The sequence below is a fragment of the Levilactobacillus andaensis genome (genome assembly GCF_016861695.1).
Taxonomy (GTDB): Bacteria; Bacillota; Bacilli; order Lactobacillales; family Lactobacillaceae; genus Levilactobacillus; species Levilactobacillus andaensis.
This window is the reverse complement of the sequence record NZ_BOLP01000021.1, coordinates 36,300-50,348: the sequence shown is the minus strand read 5'-3', so window position 1 is coordinate 50,348 and position 14,049 is coordinate 36,300. Positions and strand designations below refer to the sequence as shown.

The 14,049-nt window shown below is 45.8% G+C and carries 20 protein-coding genes; all 20 read right to left on the bottom strand.

The genetic code is table 11. The annotated features are described in order from the left end of the window. Nucleotides 1-71 precede the first annotated feature (71 nt). Complete coding sequence (locus tag JUF10_RS13040; protein WP_203643013.1) at nucleotides 72-365, bottom strand: DEAD/DEAH box helicase family protein; 294 nt, start codon at nucleotides 363-365, stop codon at nucleotides 72-74. Further along, on the bottom strand, nucleotides 349-684 hold the full coding sequence (locus tag JUF10_RS13035) for a hypothetical protein (RefSeq protein ID WP_203643011.1): 336 nt from the start codon (nucleotides 682-684) through the stop codon (nucleotides 349-351). The genes JUF10_RS13040 and JUF10_RS13035 overlap by 17 nt, the downstream gene beginning before the upstream one ends. Before the next feature lie 85 nt (nucleotides 685-769). Further along, nucleotides 770-1,120: a hypothetical protein gene (locus tag JUF10_RS13030; RefSeq protein WP_203643009.1), complete on the bottom strand. Its 351-nt coding sequence runs from the start codon at nucleotides 1,118-1,120 to the stop codon at nucleotides 770-772. 12 nt (nucleotides 1,121-1,132) lie between these two features. Beyond that, nucleotides 1,133-1,717 carry a helix-turn-helix domain-containing protein gene (locus tag JUF10_RS13025; protein WP_203643008.1) on the bottom strand — a complete coding sequence of 195 codons (585 nt, stop codon included), beginning with the start codon at nucleotides 1,715-1,717 and terminating at the stop codon, nucleotides 1,133-1,135. A 14-nt stretch (nucleotides 1,718-1,731) separates the two neighbouring features. Further along, complete coding sequence (locus JUF10_RS13020; RefSeq protein WP_203643005.1) at nucleotides 1,732-2,205, bottom strand: hypothetical protein; 474 nt, start codon at nucleotides 2,203-2,205, stop codon at nucleotides 1,732-1,734. Between the two features lie 161 nt (nucleotides 2,206-2,366). Continuing rightward, nucleotides 2,367-3,419: a GH25 family lysozyme gene (locus JUF10_RS13015; RefSeq protein WP_203643004.1), complete on the bottom strand. Its 1,053-nt coding sequence runs from the start codon at nucleotides 3,417-3,419 to the stop codon at nucleotides 2,367-2,369. Continuing rightward, nucleotides 3,419-3,934: a hypothetical protein gene (locus JUF10_RS13010; protein WP_203643003.1), complete on the bottom strand. Its 516-nt coding sequence runs from the start codon at nucleotides 3,932-3,934 to the stop codon at nucleotides 3,419-3,421. The genes JUF10_RS13015 and JUF10_RS13010 overlap by 1 nt, the downstream gene beginning before the upstream one ends. Before the next feature lie 9 nt (nucleotides 3,935-3,943). Beyond that, complete coding sequence (locus JUF10_RS13005; RefSeq protein WP_203643002.1) at nucleotides 3,944-4,327, bottom strand: SH3 domain-containing protein; 384 nt, start codon at nucleotides 4,325-4,327, stop codon at nucleotides 3,944-3,946. Further along, a complete protein-coding gene (locus JUF10_RS13000; protein WP_236008255.1) occupies nucleotides 4,317-4,754 on the bottom strand; it encodes a hypothetical protein in 438 nt (145 codons plus the stop codon). The genes JUF10_RS13005 and JUF10_RS13000 overlap by 11 nt, the downstream gene beginning before the upstream one ends. A gap of 37 nt (nucleotides 4,755-4,791) precedes the next feature. Further along, nucleotides 4,792-4,947 (bottom strand): XkdX family protein, encoded by a 156-nt coding sequence (locus JUF10_RS12995; RefSeq protein ID WP_203643001.1) that lies wholly within the window; start codon nucleotides 4,945-4,947, stop codon nucleotides 4,792-4,794. Between the two features lie 12 nt (nucleotides 4,948-4,959). After that, on the bottom strand, nucleotides 4,960-5,460 hold the full coding sequence (locus JUF10_RS12990; RefSeq protein WP_203643000.1) for a hypothetical protein: 501 nt from the start codon (nucleotides 5,458-5,460) through the stop codon (nucleotides 4,960-4,962). A gap of 12 nt (nucleotides 5,461-5,472) precedes the next feature. Next, complete coding sequence (locus tag JUF10_RS12985) at nucleotides 5,473-6,465, bottom strand: outer membrane protein assembly factor BamB family protein (RefSeq protein WP_203642997.1); 993 nt, start codon at nucleotides 6,463-6,465, stop codon at nucleotides 5,473-5,475. Nucleotides 6,466-6,559: 94 nt separating this feature from the next. Continuing rightward, a complete protein-coding gene (locus tag JUF10_RS12980; RefSeq protein ID WP_203642996.1) occupies nucleotides 6,560-7,177 on the bottom strand; it encodes a hypothetical protein in 618 nt (205 codons plus the stop codon). A gap of 4 nt (nucleotides 7,178-7,181) precedes the next feature. Continuing rightward, nucleotides 7,182-9,806 (bottom strand): pyocin knob domain-containing protein, encoded by a 2,625-nt coding sequence (locus JUF10_RS12975; RefSeq protein ID WP_203642995.1) that lies wholly within the window; start codon nucleotides 9,804-9,806, stop codon nucleotides 7,182-7,184. Between the two features lie 17 nt (nucleotides 9,807-9,823). Continuing rightward, a complete protein-coding gene (locus tag JUF10_RS12970) occupies nucleotides 9,824-10,447 on the bottom strand; it encodes a hypothetical protein (RefSeq protein WP_203642993.1) in 624 nt (207 codons plus the stop codon). Beyond that, nucleotides 10,440-11,582, bottom strand: coding sequence for a baseplate J/gp47 family protein (locus JUF10_RS12965; protein ID WP_203642992.1), 1,143 nt, complete (start codon nucleotides 11,580-11,582; stop codon nucleotides 10,440-10,442). Before JUF10_RS12965 ends, JUF10_RS12970 begins: the two co-directional genes overlap by 8 nt. After that, a complete protein-coding gene (locus tag JUF10_RS12960; protein ID WP_203642991.1) occupies nucleotides 11,569-11,943 on the bottom strand; it encodes a contractile injection system sheath initiator in 375 nt (124 codons plus the stop codon). The genes JUF10_RS12965 and JUF10_RS12960 overlap by 14 nt, the downstream gene beginning before the upstream one ends. Then, nucleotides 11,933-12,328: a hypothetical protein gene (locus JUF10_RS12955; RefSeq protein ID WP_203642990.1), complete on the bottom strand. Its 396-nt coding sequence runs from the start codon at nucleotides 12,326-12,328 to the stop codon at nucleotides 11,933-11,935. The genes JUF10_RS12960 and JUF10_RS12955 overlap by 11 nt, the downstream gene beginning before the upstream one ends. After that, complete coding sequence (locus JUF10_RS12950; protein ID WP_203642989.1) at nucleotides 12,325-13,584, bottom strand: hypothetical protein; 1,260 nt, start codon at nucleotides 13,582-13,584, stop codon at nucleotides 12,325-12,327. Before JUF10_RS12950 ends, JUF10_RS12955 begins: the two co-directional genes overlap by 4 nt. Continuing rightward, nucleotides 13,581-14,042: a phage baseplate plug family protein gene (locus tag JUF10_RS12945; RefSeq protein WP_203642988.1), complete on the bottom strand. Its 462-nt coding sequence runs from the start codon at nucleotides 14,040-14,042 to the stop codon at nucleotides 13,581-13,583. Before JUF10_RS12945 ends, JUF10_RS12950 begins: the two co-directional genes overlap by 4 nt. Nucleotides 14,043-14,049 lie beyond the last annotated feature (7 nt).

The window sequence follows — 14,049 nt, the reverse complement described above, 5'->3', positions numbered from 1 at the left end:
AAAACGTAAAATCCCCATCAAGCACTTGAATCATGTGTTTGATGGGGATTTTGGAGTTTCTGGTGAATAATTCAGGTCTTAGTTTGCAAGATATTTAGTAATCTCATAAATGTGTTATCCGAACTAGACAAGGTTTCAACACCAACTATTTCAAATTCAATAGATATTCCCCACTTATGAATTTCATTGAGAAGATTATACTTTGTCTGAAATGGACAAACGAATAGAACGAAATCAGTATCCGCGCTATTGATGATATTTAAAGCGACCCTAGTCTTACCCGTTCCTGGCTCCATAAAGAGTGCCCCAACTTTAAGCCAATTTAGTTTGGCTATTGCATCTGACTGATCATCGTTTAAATTCATCATCAACACTCCTTTTAACGGGCATAATTTTTGAGGGAACATGCCAAACTGATTTCGGGGCCTTCTCTGGCAAGTCCTTGTTCTCTATTAAATCATTCAATTCATGGGGACTAACAATGTAAGAAGGAGTTTTCATTTTTCCTGCATATAGTTTTATCTTCATCTCATCAGGAAGATACATCGTTAGCTCCCATGATTCTTCGTCTGAATAAACCAGAGATCTTGGAATCCAAAATTTGTATGCAGTACCTTGTATTTTAATAAGCCATGCTTTCTTCGTACTAAAAGCAATTGCATTTTTTGAAAATTTTAATTTCATATTTATCTTCCCTTTATGATAAACTGGAAGAGGTTTAGCGACCGGGCCTGCACATAATTGTGTAGGCCTTTTTCTCTTTGTCAGTTTATTTTTTTGTACCTGGTCCTCTAAAGTACGATCGACGAACATCTACGACTGGCTCATCGATTGCATGGCTCAGCTCGATGATCCCTAAATCCAATCGTTGGTGATCAAGTGAATATTTTTGCGTCGTTTCCTTGTCGACAAATGCCAAAATCGGTTGAAAAGTGTTGTCGGGCTTGACGTATCTAGCCTGTCCAACAACCTTGCCATCTGCCGTGATAAGCGCAATTTTGTCGTCATCAGCATCCTGTGCCCATGCTGCCAATGACATAGGGTCTGCATCCGGTACCGACACGCGTTTGAGCACTTTCCTAGCCTTATCTACGTAGTAAGGATGAACTTTTACTGTCATAATATTTGCCTCCTAGCTCAGTGGTGAGAATACTTGTTGAATTACAAAACCAGGCTTGTGGTCTGAACGCCGCATGAAGAACCAGTGTCCACGTTGAAGCTGAACCGTTTCGCCATCTTCATTTAGCTCAATCACTAGGCCCTGTGGCGCGTACACGCTAGTAAGCAGCTCTTGTGCGATTGAAGATTCTTCGTGAGTCATCTCACTCATGAAGATGTCTACTTCGAAGTCGAATTCACTGCCAGCACCGTCCATCACAACATCAGGGCTCTCAATCCCGATCACATTCTGGCCAAGTTTGATGGTGGCGCCGGTATCTTCAGTCTCATAGCTCAAGCGGTAGTGCCCGTCGCCTAGGTCCTCGCTCTCGCCAAGCACTAGGTTAAACTCGATGGGCTTTACGATCCCACCCAGACTATCATAGTAGTCAGCCAATGCCACGGCGGTATCTAATCGAATATTTTCAATTTTCCGCTTACCATTCTTATTTTCGGCAATGGTGGTGATGGGTACTCCCGTGTCTTTAGAGATTTGGTAAGGCGTGATGTCACTATCTAGTAACGCTTTAATTTTTTCTGGCATGCTTAAATTCTTCATTTCTAATATCTCCTTTATGCTGCAATTTTGGCGATGCTCTTGGCAACCCAAGTGGTGTGATGGTCAACGTAGCCATTTTCGTCTGGGTTTACCGTGTCAAACTTAACTTGGAAAGCCTTCTCAGTTTCTTGAAGTACTTCGAAGTTGACGGTGTAGAAGAGAATGTCATCGGCACCACACTGGGAAAAGTCCTTCCGGATTGCCCAAGCAGGAACCCCATTGACTGATTCTGGAGTGAATTCTTCATGTGCCGCAGAAGTAAGACTCTTGAAGCGATACATCGCTACTCTGTCGCCAGTGGCTTTAACCGCCGCACGCTTAGCACGGTAGGCGTAGACAAATTTTAACGCAAAACTCATGGCTACTTGGTAGTTGCCACACAAGTTAGCAATCATCTTAGCGACGATATGTGCGTCCTGCATGATGTGCTTACGTTGAACGCGGTTGTGACGAACCTTACGAGCTGCTTTTTCTTCTACACTTAACATTTTGAATTCCTCCTCTTCTTGACTACAAATACAGTATAACACAATTGAGGCATAACACAAGCATGTTATAACACAATTGTGTTATAAAAATATTTATTTTTGGAGCACACAAAAAGGGCCACCCCGCCGCGATGGCAGAGTGACCCTAGTTTGCTTCTATTCTACTTGACGAAACTATTAATTAACTTATTTCCGCTGATGTACATGCCATTGCTTAACTTGATTCGTGTAGCATTACCATCCTTTACAACTTTTTGAACATCAAAAGTCGTTCCTGCTGGCCACCAGTCAACTACATGATGTAATGACTTGTCTTTATACCGATGTGTGCCGCTAACGGACTTAACTCGCTTCGTTTTACCACCGGCAACATAATAAAGACGATTTACATATGCTTCATTAGCTGTGATATAAAGACCGTTGGCAAGCTTAAAACGTGTCACCTTCCCATACTTAACCAGCGACATAACTTCAAATACTGTATGAGCTGGCCAAGAGTCTACCGGATGTTTAAATTCCTTATCCTTATACCGCTTAATTTCGGTACGAGCATAAACCACCTTAGGATTGTAGTCATAATAGACAGTTTTCTTTGGCTTAGCCACTTTTGCGGCTGATCCATAGTAATAATCTGAATACATTTGGCTAACATCAATTCCGCCATAGACTCCGGGGAACTTGTGTGTAGAACTCCACTGCCAGCCATTATAGGACTTAAACAGATTCATGCCATTGGGGTTACCAGGATATGACGCAATCCAACCGCCTCTGCCAGAATTATTTAGTGGCACTGAATTCGTCCAGCTTCCCATCGTATAAACATCGGTCTTCGGATAGCCCATTCGCTTAACCTCTTTTACCCATGCATGAATAATGGCTGAGTTAGTTGCCCAACCCTTGTTATTGGATTCAAAATCCAACACGATTACGCTATCCTTCCCTAGTCCTGCCGCCAAGGCACAACGAGTTGCCATTTGAGCCTCTGCCCGTGCACCCGCTACTGTCGTAAACCGAGCAAAATGGTACCCGTTTACGTGTAGTCCAGCCTTAACAGCATTTGCAACGTTGGTCTTCGCAGTTTTATCTGTAAAATAGGTCCCTTCAGAAGTTTTCTGAACGATTGCCTTCACACCATATTTCATCATTGACTTGTAGTTAGCTACAGTCATATACCCGTTGTTATTGGAAATGTCGACCATATCAAGACGTGGCATTAAACGTTACCTCCCTCCACTGGAGTAGTCGTATTCGGAACATCAAGAGGTGCTGGATTATCGCCCTTCTCAGATTCATTTGCGGCCAACTGTACCTGCTTTTGGGCGAACACTTCTTCTGTGGACGCCAGAGCATCATCATATTTAGCCTGTTTTTCTTGTGCGACGGTATTTTTAGTGCTTAACAGCTGGTAAGCTTTTTCAATTCCAGCTGAAACTAAATTTGAATCAATGTCATGACCAAACACTTCTAGCTGACCAGTCACTTGTGAAATAGCTCGTTGACGCTTTTCGTCATTGGGTAACTCATACTTCGTTGACAATTCTGACACTGCATTCATAGCCAGCTGATCAAGCAAAAGTAATGCTTCACGTTGGTGAGACGTTTTTTGCAGTTCAGCCTTATGTTTCAGCACAGGATTGATTCGAGTGAACCACCCAACGAAAGCCACAATGATAATTCCCAGCATACCAGTGTCATTCAATAAATTAAAAATCTTAACCCAATTATTCATGTTATCCTCCTATAATCGGCCATACCGTTTTCGATAAGCCTCATTTTCTTTCTCCAATGCTGCATTCCACTGATTGAGTTGCTCGTTCTGTTGTTTGAGCTGTTCGTTCTCACGAACCTTAAGGGCAATCTGCTGATTAAGTTCTTGCTCCATGGCGTCTTTTTTCGCTCCAAGCACTGCAAGGTCATCACTGAACTTTTTCCGGTCGGCTTCCCGATCACTACGAAGTTGCTCGTTGTCTTGCTTAACTTGTTCCATGATGTAGGTTTCAAGTTGCTGCTGAGTTTTGCCAGCCTCTCGATTGTCTACCCGTTGCCCATGAATAGCAGAAAATACTGCCACAATCAGAGCACCGATTGCACCTAAAAATCCGACCCAGTTACTAGCGCTCACGATGGTCACCTCGCATCAGGGTGCTGAACAGAAGTACCAAAGTTAAAAGCGCGAAAATCCAGGTCAAGTTGAACCGTGAGTCAAACAATCCACGAACTGAGAACGCCACCGTAATAGCTCCGAATGCAGGGGAAAGAGCCACCATACCCCAGTCTCGCAGTTTACGGTGGCAGAACATCGTGCCGTAAAGGATGATGACCCCGCAACCAATCAACCACAAAGCAAACCACCAGTCGTCTGCAAAACCAAAAATGACTTGCTCCAGATGTGGTGGTGGAGGTGGAGGCGTCACTCTCGGATCATCAAGATAACCTTGGTGAAACCAAACATATAGCCCACCGATGAGTGAAAATAGCCCAAAGAAGAAATGGTTCCAGTGTCTCGTTATTTCTTGCCAAGGATTACTATCACCAGGAAATTTCAGCATCTTATCACCCCTTTCAGTCCAAATTAAAAGCACCTAGCTACTTGGCATCTGCCGTAGTAGTTGGTGCTTCGTAATCCTTACCAGTAATTTCTTTGTACTGATCATCAGTTAAAAAATTATTTTCACGATACCAATCAACTTTAGGGTCTAAAACTCCCCAGCCATAAAACATTTGAATTGTAGCAAAATCCATGTAAATCTCCTCCTATTCTGCGGTAGCCTGACTAGCGACCTGTAGCTTAGCGACCATTCCGCCTATCTTCCCAGCAACAGCCTGTAAGCTAGAAATGGTTTCGTTGGCCGTTGCCAGCTCAACACTTGTCTTTGCAGCCTGACCACCAATTTTTCCAGCGACTTGTTGAAGGCTTGCAATCGTGGTGTTAGCGGTACTGATATCAGTACCCTGCGCCTTGATAGTCTTATCCTGCCCATCGATAGTGTCTTGCTGGTCCTTGATGGTGCTAGCTTGGTCGGTTACCTTCATGCGTAGGACAGCCTCAGAATGGCTTGGTAGGCCTTCCGGTGCCGTGAAGTTACCGCTGGCGTCCCAATAGTACTTCTTCCAGTTTTCTAGCAGATACCCAGCCTCATAGCCATAGAGTGTAACAGCGACTAGGCCATCTGCCGTCTCTGTGGCTGGTTGCCCGGCAACGAAACTATCGTCACCCTTTTTGAGATAGTAAGTGTAGCGTGTATAAGTTTCCATGTAATCCCTCCTTTAAAATTGTTTCAACATCACAGTGCTCCCATAGTTGTCAGTGTAAACCAGCCCCTGCTCGCCAAGGACAGCGATGCTGTTAATGATTCCCTGCGTTGCTAAGGTGCTAGTGGCAACGGCCCAGATAAGATTTCCAGATTTGTCAAATTTATACAGTTTTTTGGCATCAGAACCTGCATAGACGTTGCCATTGTAGTCCACTGCAACAGCGCGCACCGCGGCAGCGAAAGTTGATGTAGCAGCCTGCCCCATATTGTACTTCCACCGCATGGATCCGTCTGGATTGTAGACCGCAAGTACTCCTTGACTGCTGCCGACGACCATGTCTCCAAGTCGGCTGACAGCTAAGGATATCCCATAGTAGGACAGCGACTTCACTGAGCCGACAAGATTGCCGTTGGAATCGTGCCAAGACATTTTACCGACGCTGTTGGTGGAATAAATTTTGTCATCATAGCCGTACATGCTAGCAGCATCGTAGTTGTCCGGCTTTACCGTCCAAACAGTGTTTCCGTTGGTGTCTAGCTTGGTGAGTGTTGAAATTGCCCCTACATAGAGATACCCGTCCATCATGACTAGGTTCTTGCCCTGATTGTAGGGTGAAGAACCTATGTTTTTATCCCAGACAAGGGCGCCGGTCTGCAAATTCAGCTTAAAAGCGTACAGCGTCCGTGTGCCGTAGACAAAACCATCATCGCTAATCTTTAAAGCGAAGATAGGCTTCTGACTCTCATCAATGAATTCATGCTGCCAGAGTTTCTTGCCGGTGTTGTCATAGCAAAACACCGTGTTCTTTTGATTGCCGGCTACCACGATTCCTCTCGAATTTATATCCGTAGAAATCATATCGCTAGGCACATCTTCGGCACTCCATGATACTTGTAGCTTTCTCAGCATTAGCTCATACATATGGTCGCCATTACCAAAAATAGACAGCTTTCGCTTACCGTTCCCAGCAACGCTGGCCATTTTACCACCATGATAGATAGCCATTACCGACCACCTACCTTGACGATTTTAGCCCGGCGGTTTAGGTGGGCGTTTTGCCCCCCCCCATCGTAAATAGGGTTAATCATTTTCATTCCTCCTAGTATGCCTCAATCCGGTCAATGCATAGATACGTGTAAGACAGGGTTACATACGCGCTAAGTCCCGTGTCGCTGAATCCCAGCTGTGTGTTCCCCGACTTGCCAGACATGATCCCAGATGAGTTAGAAAACACATTTAGAACCCCGTTGACTACTTCCCCATAAATCGATTGTTTTGTGATTTCCTTGATATTTCCTGCATCAGCAATCAAAAAGGACTTTCCAGATAGCAATGTTGACTTGCTGATTGCCACCGGCATAGTCCCTGTGCTTGGAGTATATGCACTAGTCGTGACTAGCGGCGTAGTGAGCGAGTTGGTATCGCGATAGACACTAAAAACGCAGTTCACCGTATTGGCCGCGTAAATCTTGATTCCGGTGTTGATTCGATTCATAGGCAGTGAGAACGTGTTTCCTAAAAACTGATTGGAATAAGTGGGAAAATAGCTTAAAAGCCCATTATCCGTAGCCTCAATTGGTTTGCCCAGCGTGGCAATCGTCGTCCCCGACAATAGATTTCCAGTGAACATCTTGTCCGACTTACCGTAAGCTGTTGCCCAACTCTTACTCTTCGAAAACACATAGCCAAATTCACCGCTACTCTTATAGATTGCCATCAGATCAGCTCTCTTCCGTGTAGTAGTAGTGAAGTTTATCGTTGGCTGAGCTCGTCTTAGCTGTAGCTTCGTCAGCAGCCTTGATGAGAAGCGGCTTACCATCAATCGTGAGTCCGTCCGTTGCCGAGACGTTCAAGACGTGGCCGCCTGCCAGAGTGATACCACCCGGCGCATACAGCTTTTCGACTACCTCACCAGTAGCGGGATTTCGATGAAAGACTTGAGAGTCATTGGCTTTTTGGTTTAAAGAATCCTGTTCGGGAATTTTCCAGGTACTCCACGTTGCTGGATTTCCCGAATAGGTTGCTTCACGGCTGTGATAAAAAACATCATGAAAATACGCAAACTTGGCTCCCAACTCAGTTTGTACAATTTTAACGTATCCCCAATTATTGCCATTACCATCTGTTAATGCCGGCGCATTTTTTGGCATGACGCCATGGATATAATACGTACCTGGTTCTAGAGTGAAAATATCGTCTGTAGCTGTAAGGTCCTTACCCATGAAGACGCTAGAATCAAAGTCAGCCTTAGCAGTAGTTTCTCTCCAAGCAGTCCAGTTAATAACTCCACCGTTATAGTTCCAAGCACGAGTGAACATTTGACCCGTGTTAGTTGTAAATAGTTCTTGACACCCGTTCGCACCATTTAAATTGTGGACCCTAATCATTGACCACTTATTAACTCCATCAGGCCCGTTGACAATTGCCCCTGATGTAGCTTGATATAGTCCTTCCTGAGTTAAAGTGTCACAGTCAGCACCATCAGCAAGCTGTGTGGCATACAGCCCAGTTGCCAGTGCATTTACAGGGTTAGTAAATGTTTTAGTTCCATCGATTGTCTCATCACCACCGGTGTGAACAACATCTTTTGTTGCCTGTGACCACGGGCTAGAAGCTGATTCCATAGCTACCTTAACTTCGGTAAAAATAATTTGGGTGTATTTTAAGCTTCCATCAGAAGAAGGAGTAGCCCCATTATTATCAACGCGAACGAAGCAACGCTTAGCAGTATCAGGAGCCGTTACAGTTCCTGAGTATAGTTGCATAGCATTGGGATTAGGCTTTTGACCAGAGATGACTGCATCTCCCTGTATCATACTTGGTGAACTCCCATCATCAAACATGAGATACACATCAAAACTGGATACGTTTGCACCACCGGCCACCAAAATACTCCATGAAACATTTTGGCCAGGAGTTACCCAAAATCTGTCGCTTCCCAGACTAACTTCTAAACTGCCACCACTGCCTATGTTGGCGTTATCAATTGAAAAAACATGCCCACCAACACCGTTTTTGTAGAAAGCGTGAGTAACTGACCCAACTGAAAACTTACTAGAATTCGACGTTCCTGAACCCTGTAGTCCCCAATGCTCCAATCCGGTATCCGCACGTGAGTTTAGAATTAGGTTCTCAGCCCCATACCCGCTTTTAGAATCTATTACTCGCTTCCAACCGGTATCTGACGTTTGATTCCATCGCCGAAAAAGCATTTGACCATTCATTGAGATGCCTTCGGCATAATACCAGCCACTGCCTTCGCTAATGACTTGAGTATCCATAGCTTGAATCAGAACACCGTTCTCGTCCTTATCCACGTTGTTTTGAAGCCGGATATAGCGAACGCCGGCGGTTGAGAAGTTAGCCTCCACATACGTGCGGTAATCGCCGCTAGCCGAGCCAAGATTGTAACTCCCAGCATTGAAGAGTGCTTGTTTCTGCCAGTTAGCGGTGTCGGCCGTCTTGACCAGTGGTGCCGTCTTCACATCGGTGTTCTTGTTCGCCGCCACAAGTTCCGCCGCCGCTACCGAGCTGGCATACGTCTTTGCCCCAGCTTCCGCCGAGTTGGCTTTGCCGGTTGCGTCTACTGCCGCCGCACTGGCCGCGCTGTTGGCTGCCGAGATACCCGTCGCCTTTGCCCCGTTGGCCTTGACTGTGGCATCACTTGCGGCCTTGGTGACTCCTGCGTTCACCAGTCCCTGCGCTGTGGCCTTGGCGTCCGGCGCCGTGACGTATGAGTTCCCGTTGCCGTCTACCGCGCCGGCGCTGAGTGTCTGCTGCTTGGTGAAGGTGTTGGCAACCGAAGTCTTGGCGACATCTTTCAGCTTGTCGCTGATGATGATATCCACATCAGACCGTAGTTTATCTAAGTCCGAAGCCAGAGCATACGCGATGTTGCCTAGCTTGAAGCTGATATCAGAAGCATTGGCATAAATCTGCGTCACCCCAAAAGTCAGGCTATACTCGGTGTCCTTGAAGGCCGTCAGCACCGCCGGGTCTTCCCCAACAGCAACCGAAATAAGTTGAGAATCATCGCTCCCGTCGATATGAGCCGTGACCCCAACCAAAGCAATCTTGAAATCCTGTTTGACGGGATCGGCGGCCTTGGGTTCATTGGTGACAACCGCCTTGACTGTGAAACTGTTCTCCACGTTGCTCTTAGAGCTGATCGGATATGTTAGTGCGTTGGTGAAATCAGCAGCCGTTAGCTTAGTCACATCGGTTGCCGTGGTAAGCACGCGTTCGGAAACAATCATGCTATCGAAAATGACAGCCTTAGCGTCCGTTTTGGCCTGAGCAAGCATGGTTAAGCCAGCTTGCGTCATTGATTTTGTTCCATAGTTCACTAGTAATCGTCTCCTTTCTAGATATTAATTTCTTCCATAACTTGAACATCAGTACCAACGAAAATGCTTGATTCGATAGGCACTGACAAGTTGACAAAGTTAATCTTGGTCCCGGCCGCAGCCGACCGCTCCAACTCACTTGCCAAACGGTCCAATAGAAACAGGTTTTTGACTTTGCTATAGGCGATATCCACGATGTTTAGGGTTCGCGGTTTTCCGACTAATTGACCGGTGCTGTCATAGTGTCGGTCTGGTTTCAAAACGATATCCGTGGGATCACAACCGATCATACGGGCCGCAATTCGTAGCAAATCGTTATGCGTGCCCTTAGAGTTCCGAGCCAAGTTGTGGCTGTATAGCAAGAACCGGTACACATCATCATCGTAGCCATCGCGGGTAACCCCTAGCACATCGCCGATATCATCTAGTTCTAGACCATGGGCATAAGCTATTTCGCGAGCTTTAGCCACTTCTTCCATGCGCCCCATCCGTGAAAAATGCACGTCATCAATGTAGCTGATAAATTTATCAAAGTTGGTTCCTTTATATTTGGGCTCAAATCCGGTGTACTGGGCCAGTTGGTCACGATGGTACTCGTCAAAGGTGATGCCATCATCTAAAGTATCTTCAAGCTTACGCATGAACCGTCACCTCGATTAAATCATCTGTCGTATGGGCCAACTGATAATCGTTCACCGCGATATTATCGGCTGCCAGTGTATCGCCAGTGCCAGCAATGATGGACTCAACGTAATCCACACCGTTGATCTGATACAGATAGCTGTAAAGCTGGTTCAAAATAACCGAATCACCCATCGTAAGGTTCGTAAAGTAGTCCAAAACAGATTGGCGGATAGCGTCCTCATCAGGAGCGCCGCTTGATTGAATCGACAAGCTGACTTTGACATCAACCAATTCTTCTTGATCAAAGCGAACCTCCTGCTGGTTTCCACTATCATCTGTGGCTTCAATCACGGTCTTACCCACAAAAGTGACACCGGCCCCAGCAATATCGAGAATCTTTTGTCCTACATCTTGCGGTAAACCGCCCATTACATAGATGTGAACTGTTTGCGGCGGGTTACCATACTTGTCAGCGGTATCACTCTTGTTTTCGATTACCTTGGCATCGGTAACGCCGACTACGTTTAGCATGCCAACTTTAAGACCATCTCGCGTCGGGCCCTCTTGAGCAGATTCGTTTGGTATGATTCGATGCCGAAAGTCATAATCGGTTTCGAGGTCAGCCCCACCGGTCGCTGGTTTGGGATTTGTTACCGTGTAGATACTCTCAACGGGTTCGGCTTGGTCGGTGATTGTGTTGGCATCAACGTTGACATACGCCGCCTGATCATCTGAATGGACTTCCACAGTACCGTTACCGTCACTATCAAGCTGGACATCTCGTGCACTGGCAAATTCAGTACCATCATCGCTAAGAAAACCAGTGTCTGCTGCAATTAAGTACCCTGGTTCACCAGTTACTGTCAGGTAGGCCACCGCGCTTTGTGACATATTACGTTGAAGGCCCAAATTTGAACCTTTGCGATCGAGATTTACTCCATTTGCTTGCAAATCGGAGCCACCGTCATACACATCTTCAAGCTTTTGGTCCTCGGTCACATCTTGATGGGCCTCTTTAATGGCCAGCTTTCCCCAAAATCCTTCCGGTGAAAGGTCAATATCGGGGCCAAGCCAGCGTTTAAACATCTGCTGCTCATTTTCCAGAGCATCATCAAAAGTCAGTTCAACCCAACCGGCATCAGTTAGCGGCATCGAAAGGCACCTCCTGCCCAAAGTTAATTTCGCCCACGGTGGACGATAGAGAAATCTGAAAAACCGCTACGCCATTATCTTCGTCAGGCATCGCGGTTATACTGTGAATCACAGTTACTCTTCTATCCTGCATGATCGCATCATGAGCGGCATCAATCGCCATTTGCTCATCAAAACCACCGATGATAAAAGACATATCAATGCCGAAATCATCAAGACCCATGAAGCTGCCAATTGGCGTTGTTAGCAAGGTTCGCAAGGATTGGGCCAACTCCTGCACACCAGTAATTGCGGTCGGATTGCCATTACTGTCAAGCTCTAAGTCGCCTGTCTCCTCGTTAAATTCCAGATCACTCGCCATCGAAATCGCCTCGGTCTGCAACTCTACCTATAAAGAACGCATTGCTGACTTGGTGTGGCGTTTTTATCAATTGCCGATAAAATCCTTTACTGGAATAATGGCTGATGTCATGGTCAAAAACGCCACACGCAACGCGATCACCAACTTTAAGTTTTACCTTCCCACCGGTAGCCGGCACAAGCACCATTACATGCTCAACTATGGCTTGCTTCTTGTTGCCTTTGGCGGTGAGCGCCTTGGGCTGCACGCTAATGGTCGGCGGTGTGATAGCAGTAATTTCGCCTTCAAACGCAACGTTTACGCCTGCTGAGATGCCATTCCAAAGCCGCTTTAAAATCTCAATTTGATAATTCTCACCATTGCTATCACTACTGTACTTCGTCATTTTTTACCACCTGATTTCTTTCTGCGGGACTTGGACTTGTTTTTGGCAGCCTTCTTTTCTTTAGCATCGAGCTTGGATTTGGCGGTCCGGTCGGCTTTCTTCTTGGCGTTAATTTTCTTGGTGACGGTCTTCTTATAGCTAGAGTAAAGCTGCACAACAACTTGTGTCGTTGGCGAACTTCCTGACTGATAAGAACTGTTGCCGCTAAGAATGATTACCCAGCCAGTTGGCCCGCTTGAATCCGGAGACTTAAGATGAAAAACGTCCCCAACCGAAACTGATCGATATAGGAACGTCACTTGCCATTTATCACCACCATCGTCTGCTTGATACTCGGGACGTTGGAGCAATCCCGTGGTGTCTTGAATATAAAGGTTTATTTTACGATTTGTGTCTAGCTTCTCAATATGGATTCCATCATATCGATAAATAATTCCAGTCTCACAATCAGCCGCAATCTGCTCAATGCATTTAATCGGCTTGGCCTTAGCCGTATAGCCCTTAGGATAAGAACGGTCATACGCAAGCTTTACTGATTTGAGCTTAATGCCAGCCATCTTTGCAATCTTCTTGATAATCGTCGAACCCTTGGTACCTGCCTTAAAGGATAGATACTCGTAGGTCGTCTTGACTTGATACTTCTTAGAATTGTCCAGTGATTTGCGCTTCTTGTTATAAGCAGAGCGTGCATTGGTGGCATAATTTTTCTTAAGCGTTGAAAAATGATTATTCTTGGCAGTGACTTCCTTTTTTGAAGCACGAGGATGTTCATCAATCCATGTTCTCCGTTGCTTGTTTATTTTGGAATTATAAGTAGATATGGCTTTGTCTAAATCCTTTTGAGAGGCACGAACCCGCACCCGCTTAGACTTCTTGACCTTAATTGCCTTTGCACTGTCATACTCCTTGTTGGCAGTAAGCGAAAATTGCAACGCAACATCTCCATCCGCAGCGACAGGCGGGGTCACCGTAGTAATCGGCCCCTCAATCACTTTATGAATTATCTTTGCGGTGGCGTCTGCGTTAGTCCAACCATCAACAAAAGAGATTTCTGCACCTTTTTTGAAATACTTCTCGTGGGACTTACGAAGATTATGCAGCGTAAATTCCACGGTTCCGGGAGTACCACTTGATGCAAAGGTGTTCGTGTGCTCAATCAGCAGATGATATGGGGCTTTGTCAGTTGAAATTATTGAAAACTTGCCACCACTTGGAGTCTTGACTGTAATTTTCTGATAAAAATGTACTAATTTCATAAGCCGTCCACCGTTTCATCAGTTCCGTAGAGACTCGAATCATCTTCATCGCCTAGATCATCGTCAACGTTCTCCTCGGTCTCATCATCATCCAAATCATCACCGAATTGGTCTGCCGCTTCATCGGTCTCGTCTTCATCGTCCTCTGGTGCATAGATAAAGACTGTTTTTTGAAGGTTTCCACCAGTGACCGTTGATTCACTACCATCTTCAGAGTATGGAATCCAGTTGATCAGGGGAAGCCGTGGGTCATTAACGGAACCAAAAATCGGTTCACCATACTCTAGCTTTTCACCCAACACGATTGGCACGAAATCTTCATCCCAGCAATCTAGGTAAAGCCCATCGTTATAGTCATTATGACGCAAGCGAAAGTTATAGTTGATTCCACCGATAACCATGTTAAAACGCTGCGGTAGGTTCGACATATCGACATCAATTCTAGTTTCCTCTGCCATACTCTCT

Bases quoted from the DNA above. Each gene is read 5' to 3' on its own strand.
- JUF10_RS12980 (WP_203642996.1), bottom strand. From the start codon at position 7,177: ATGGCAATCTATAAGAGTAGCGGTGAATTTGGCTATGTGTTTTCGAAG.
- JUF10_RS12960 (WP_203642991.1), bottom strand. From the start codon at position 11,943: ATGGCGAGTGATCTGGAATTTAACGAGGAGACAGGCGACTTAGAGCTT.
- JUF10_RS13015 (WP_203643004.1), bottom strand. From the start codon at position 3,419: ATGCCACGTCTTGATATGGTCGACATTTCCAATAACAACGGGTATATG.
- JUF10_RS12950 (WP_203642989.1), bottom strand. From the start codon at position 13,584: ATGAAATTAGTACATTTTTATCAGAAAATTACAGTCAAGACTCCAAGT.
- JUF10_RS13030 (WP_203643009.1), bottom strand. From the start codon at position 1,120: ATGACAGTAAAAGTTCATCCTTACTACGTAGATAAGGCTAGGAAAGTG.
- JUF10_RS13025 (WP_203643008.1), bottom strand. From the start codon at position 1,717: ATGAAGAATTTAAGCATGCCAGAAAAAATTAAAGCGTTACTAGATAGT.
- JUF10_RS13040 (WP_203643013.1), bottom strand. From the start codon at position 365: ATGAATTTAAACGATGATCAGTCAGATGCAATAGCCAAACTAAATTGG.
- JUF10_RS12995 (WP_203643001.1), bottom strand. From the start codon at position 4,947: ATGGATTTTGCTACAATTCAAATGTTTTATGGCTGGGGAGTTTTAGAC.
- JUF10_RS12985 (WP_203642997.1), bottom strand. From the start codon at position 6,465: ATGGCTATCTATCATGGTGGTAAAATGGCCAGCGTTGCTGGGAACGGT.
- JUF10_RS12965 (WP_203642992.1), bottom strand. From the start codon at position 11,582: ATGCCGCTAACTGATGCCGGTTGGGTTGAACTGACTTTTGATGATGCT.
- JUF10_RS13010 (WP_203643003.1), bottom strand. From the start codon at position 3,934: ATGAATAATTGGGTTAAGATTTTTAATTTATTGAATGACACTGGTATG.
- JUF10_RS13035 (WP_203643011.1), bottom strand. From the start codon at position 684: ATGAAATTAAAATTTTCAAAAAATGCAATTGCTTTTAGTACGAAGAAA.
- JUF10_RS13020 (WP_203643005.1), bottom strand. From the start codon at position 2,205: ATGTTAAGTGTAGAAGAAAAAGCAGCTCGTAAGGTTCGTCACAACCGC.
- JUF10_RS12970 (WP_203642993.1), bottom strand. From the start codon at position 10,447: ATGCGTAAGCTTGAAGATACTTTAGATGATGGCATCACCTTTGACGAG.
- JUF10_RS13000 (WP_236008255.1), bottom strand. From the start codon at position 4,754: ATGCTGAAATTTCCTGGTGATAGTAATCCTTGGCAAGAAATAACGAGA.
- JUF10_RS12945 (WP_203642988.1), bottom strand. From the start codon at position 14,042: ATGGCAGAGGAAACTAGAATTGATGTCGATATGTCGAACCTACCGCAG.
- JUF10_RS12990 (WP_203643000.1), bottom strand. From the start codon at position 5,460: ATGGAAACTTATACACGCTACACTTACTATCTCAAAAAGGGTGACGAT.
- JUF10_RS12955 (WP_203642990.1), bottom strand. From the start codon at position 12,328: ATGACGAAGTACAGTAGTGATAGCAATGGTGAGAATTATCAAATTGAG.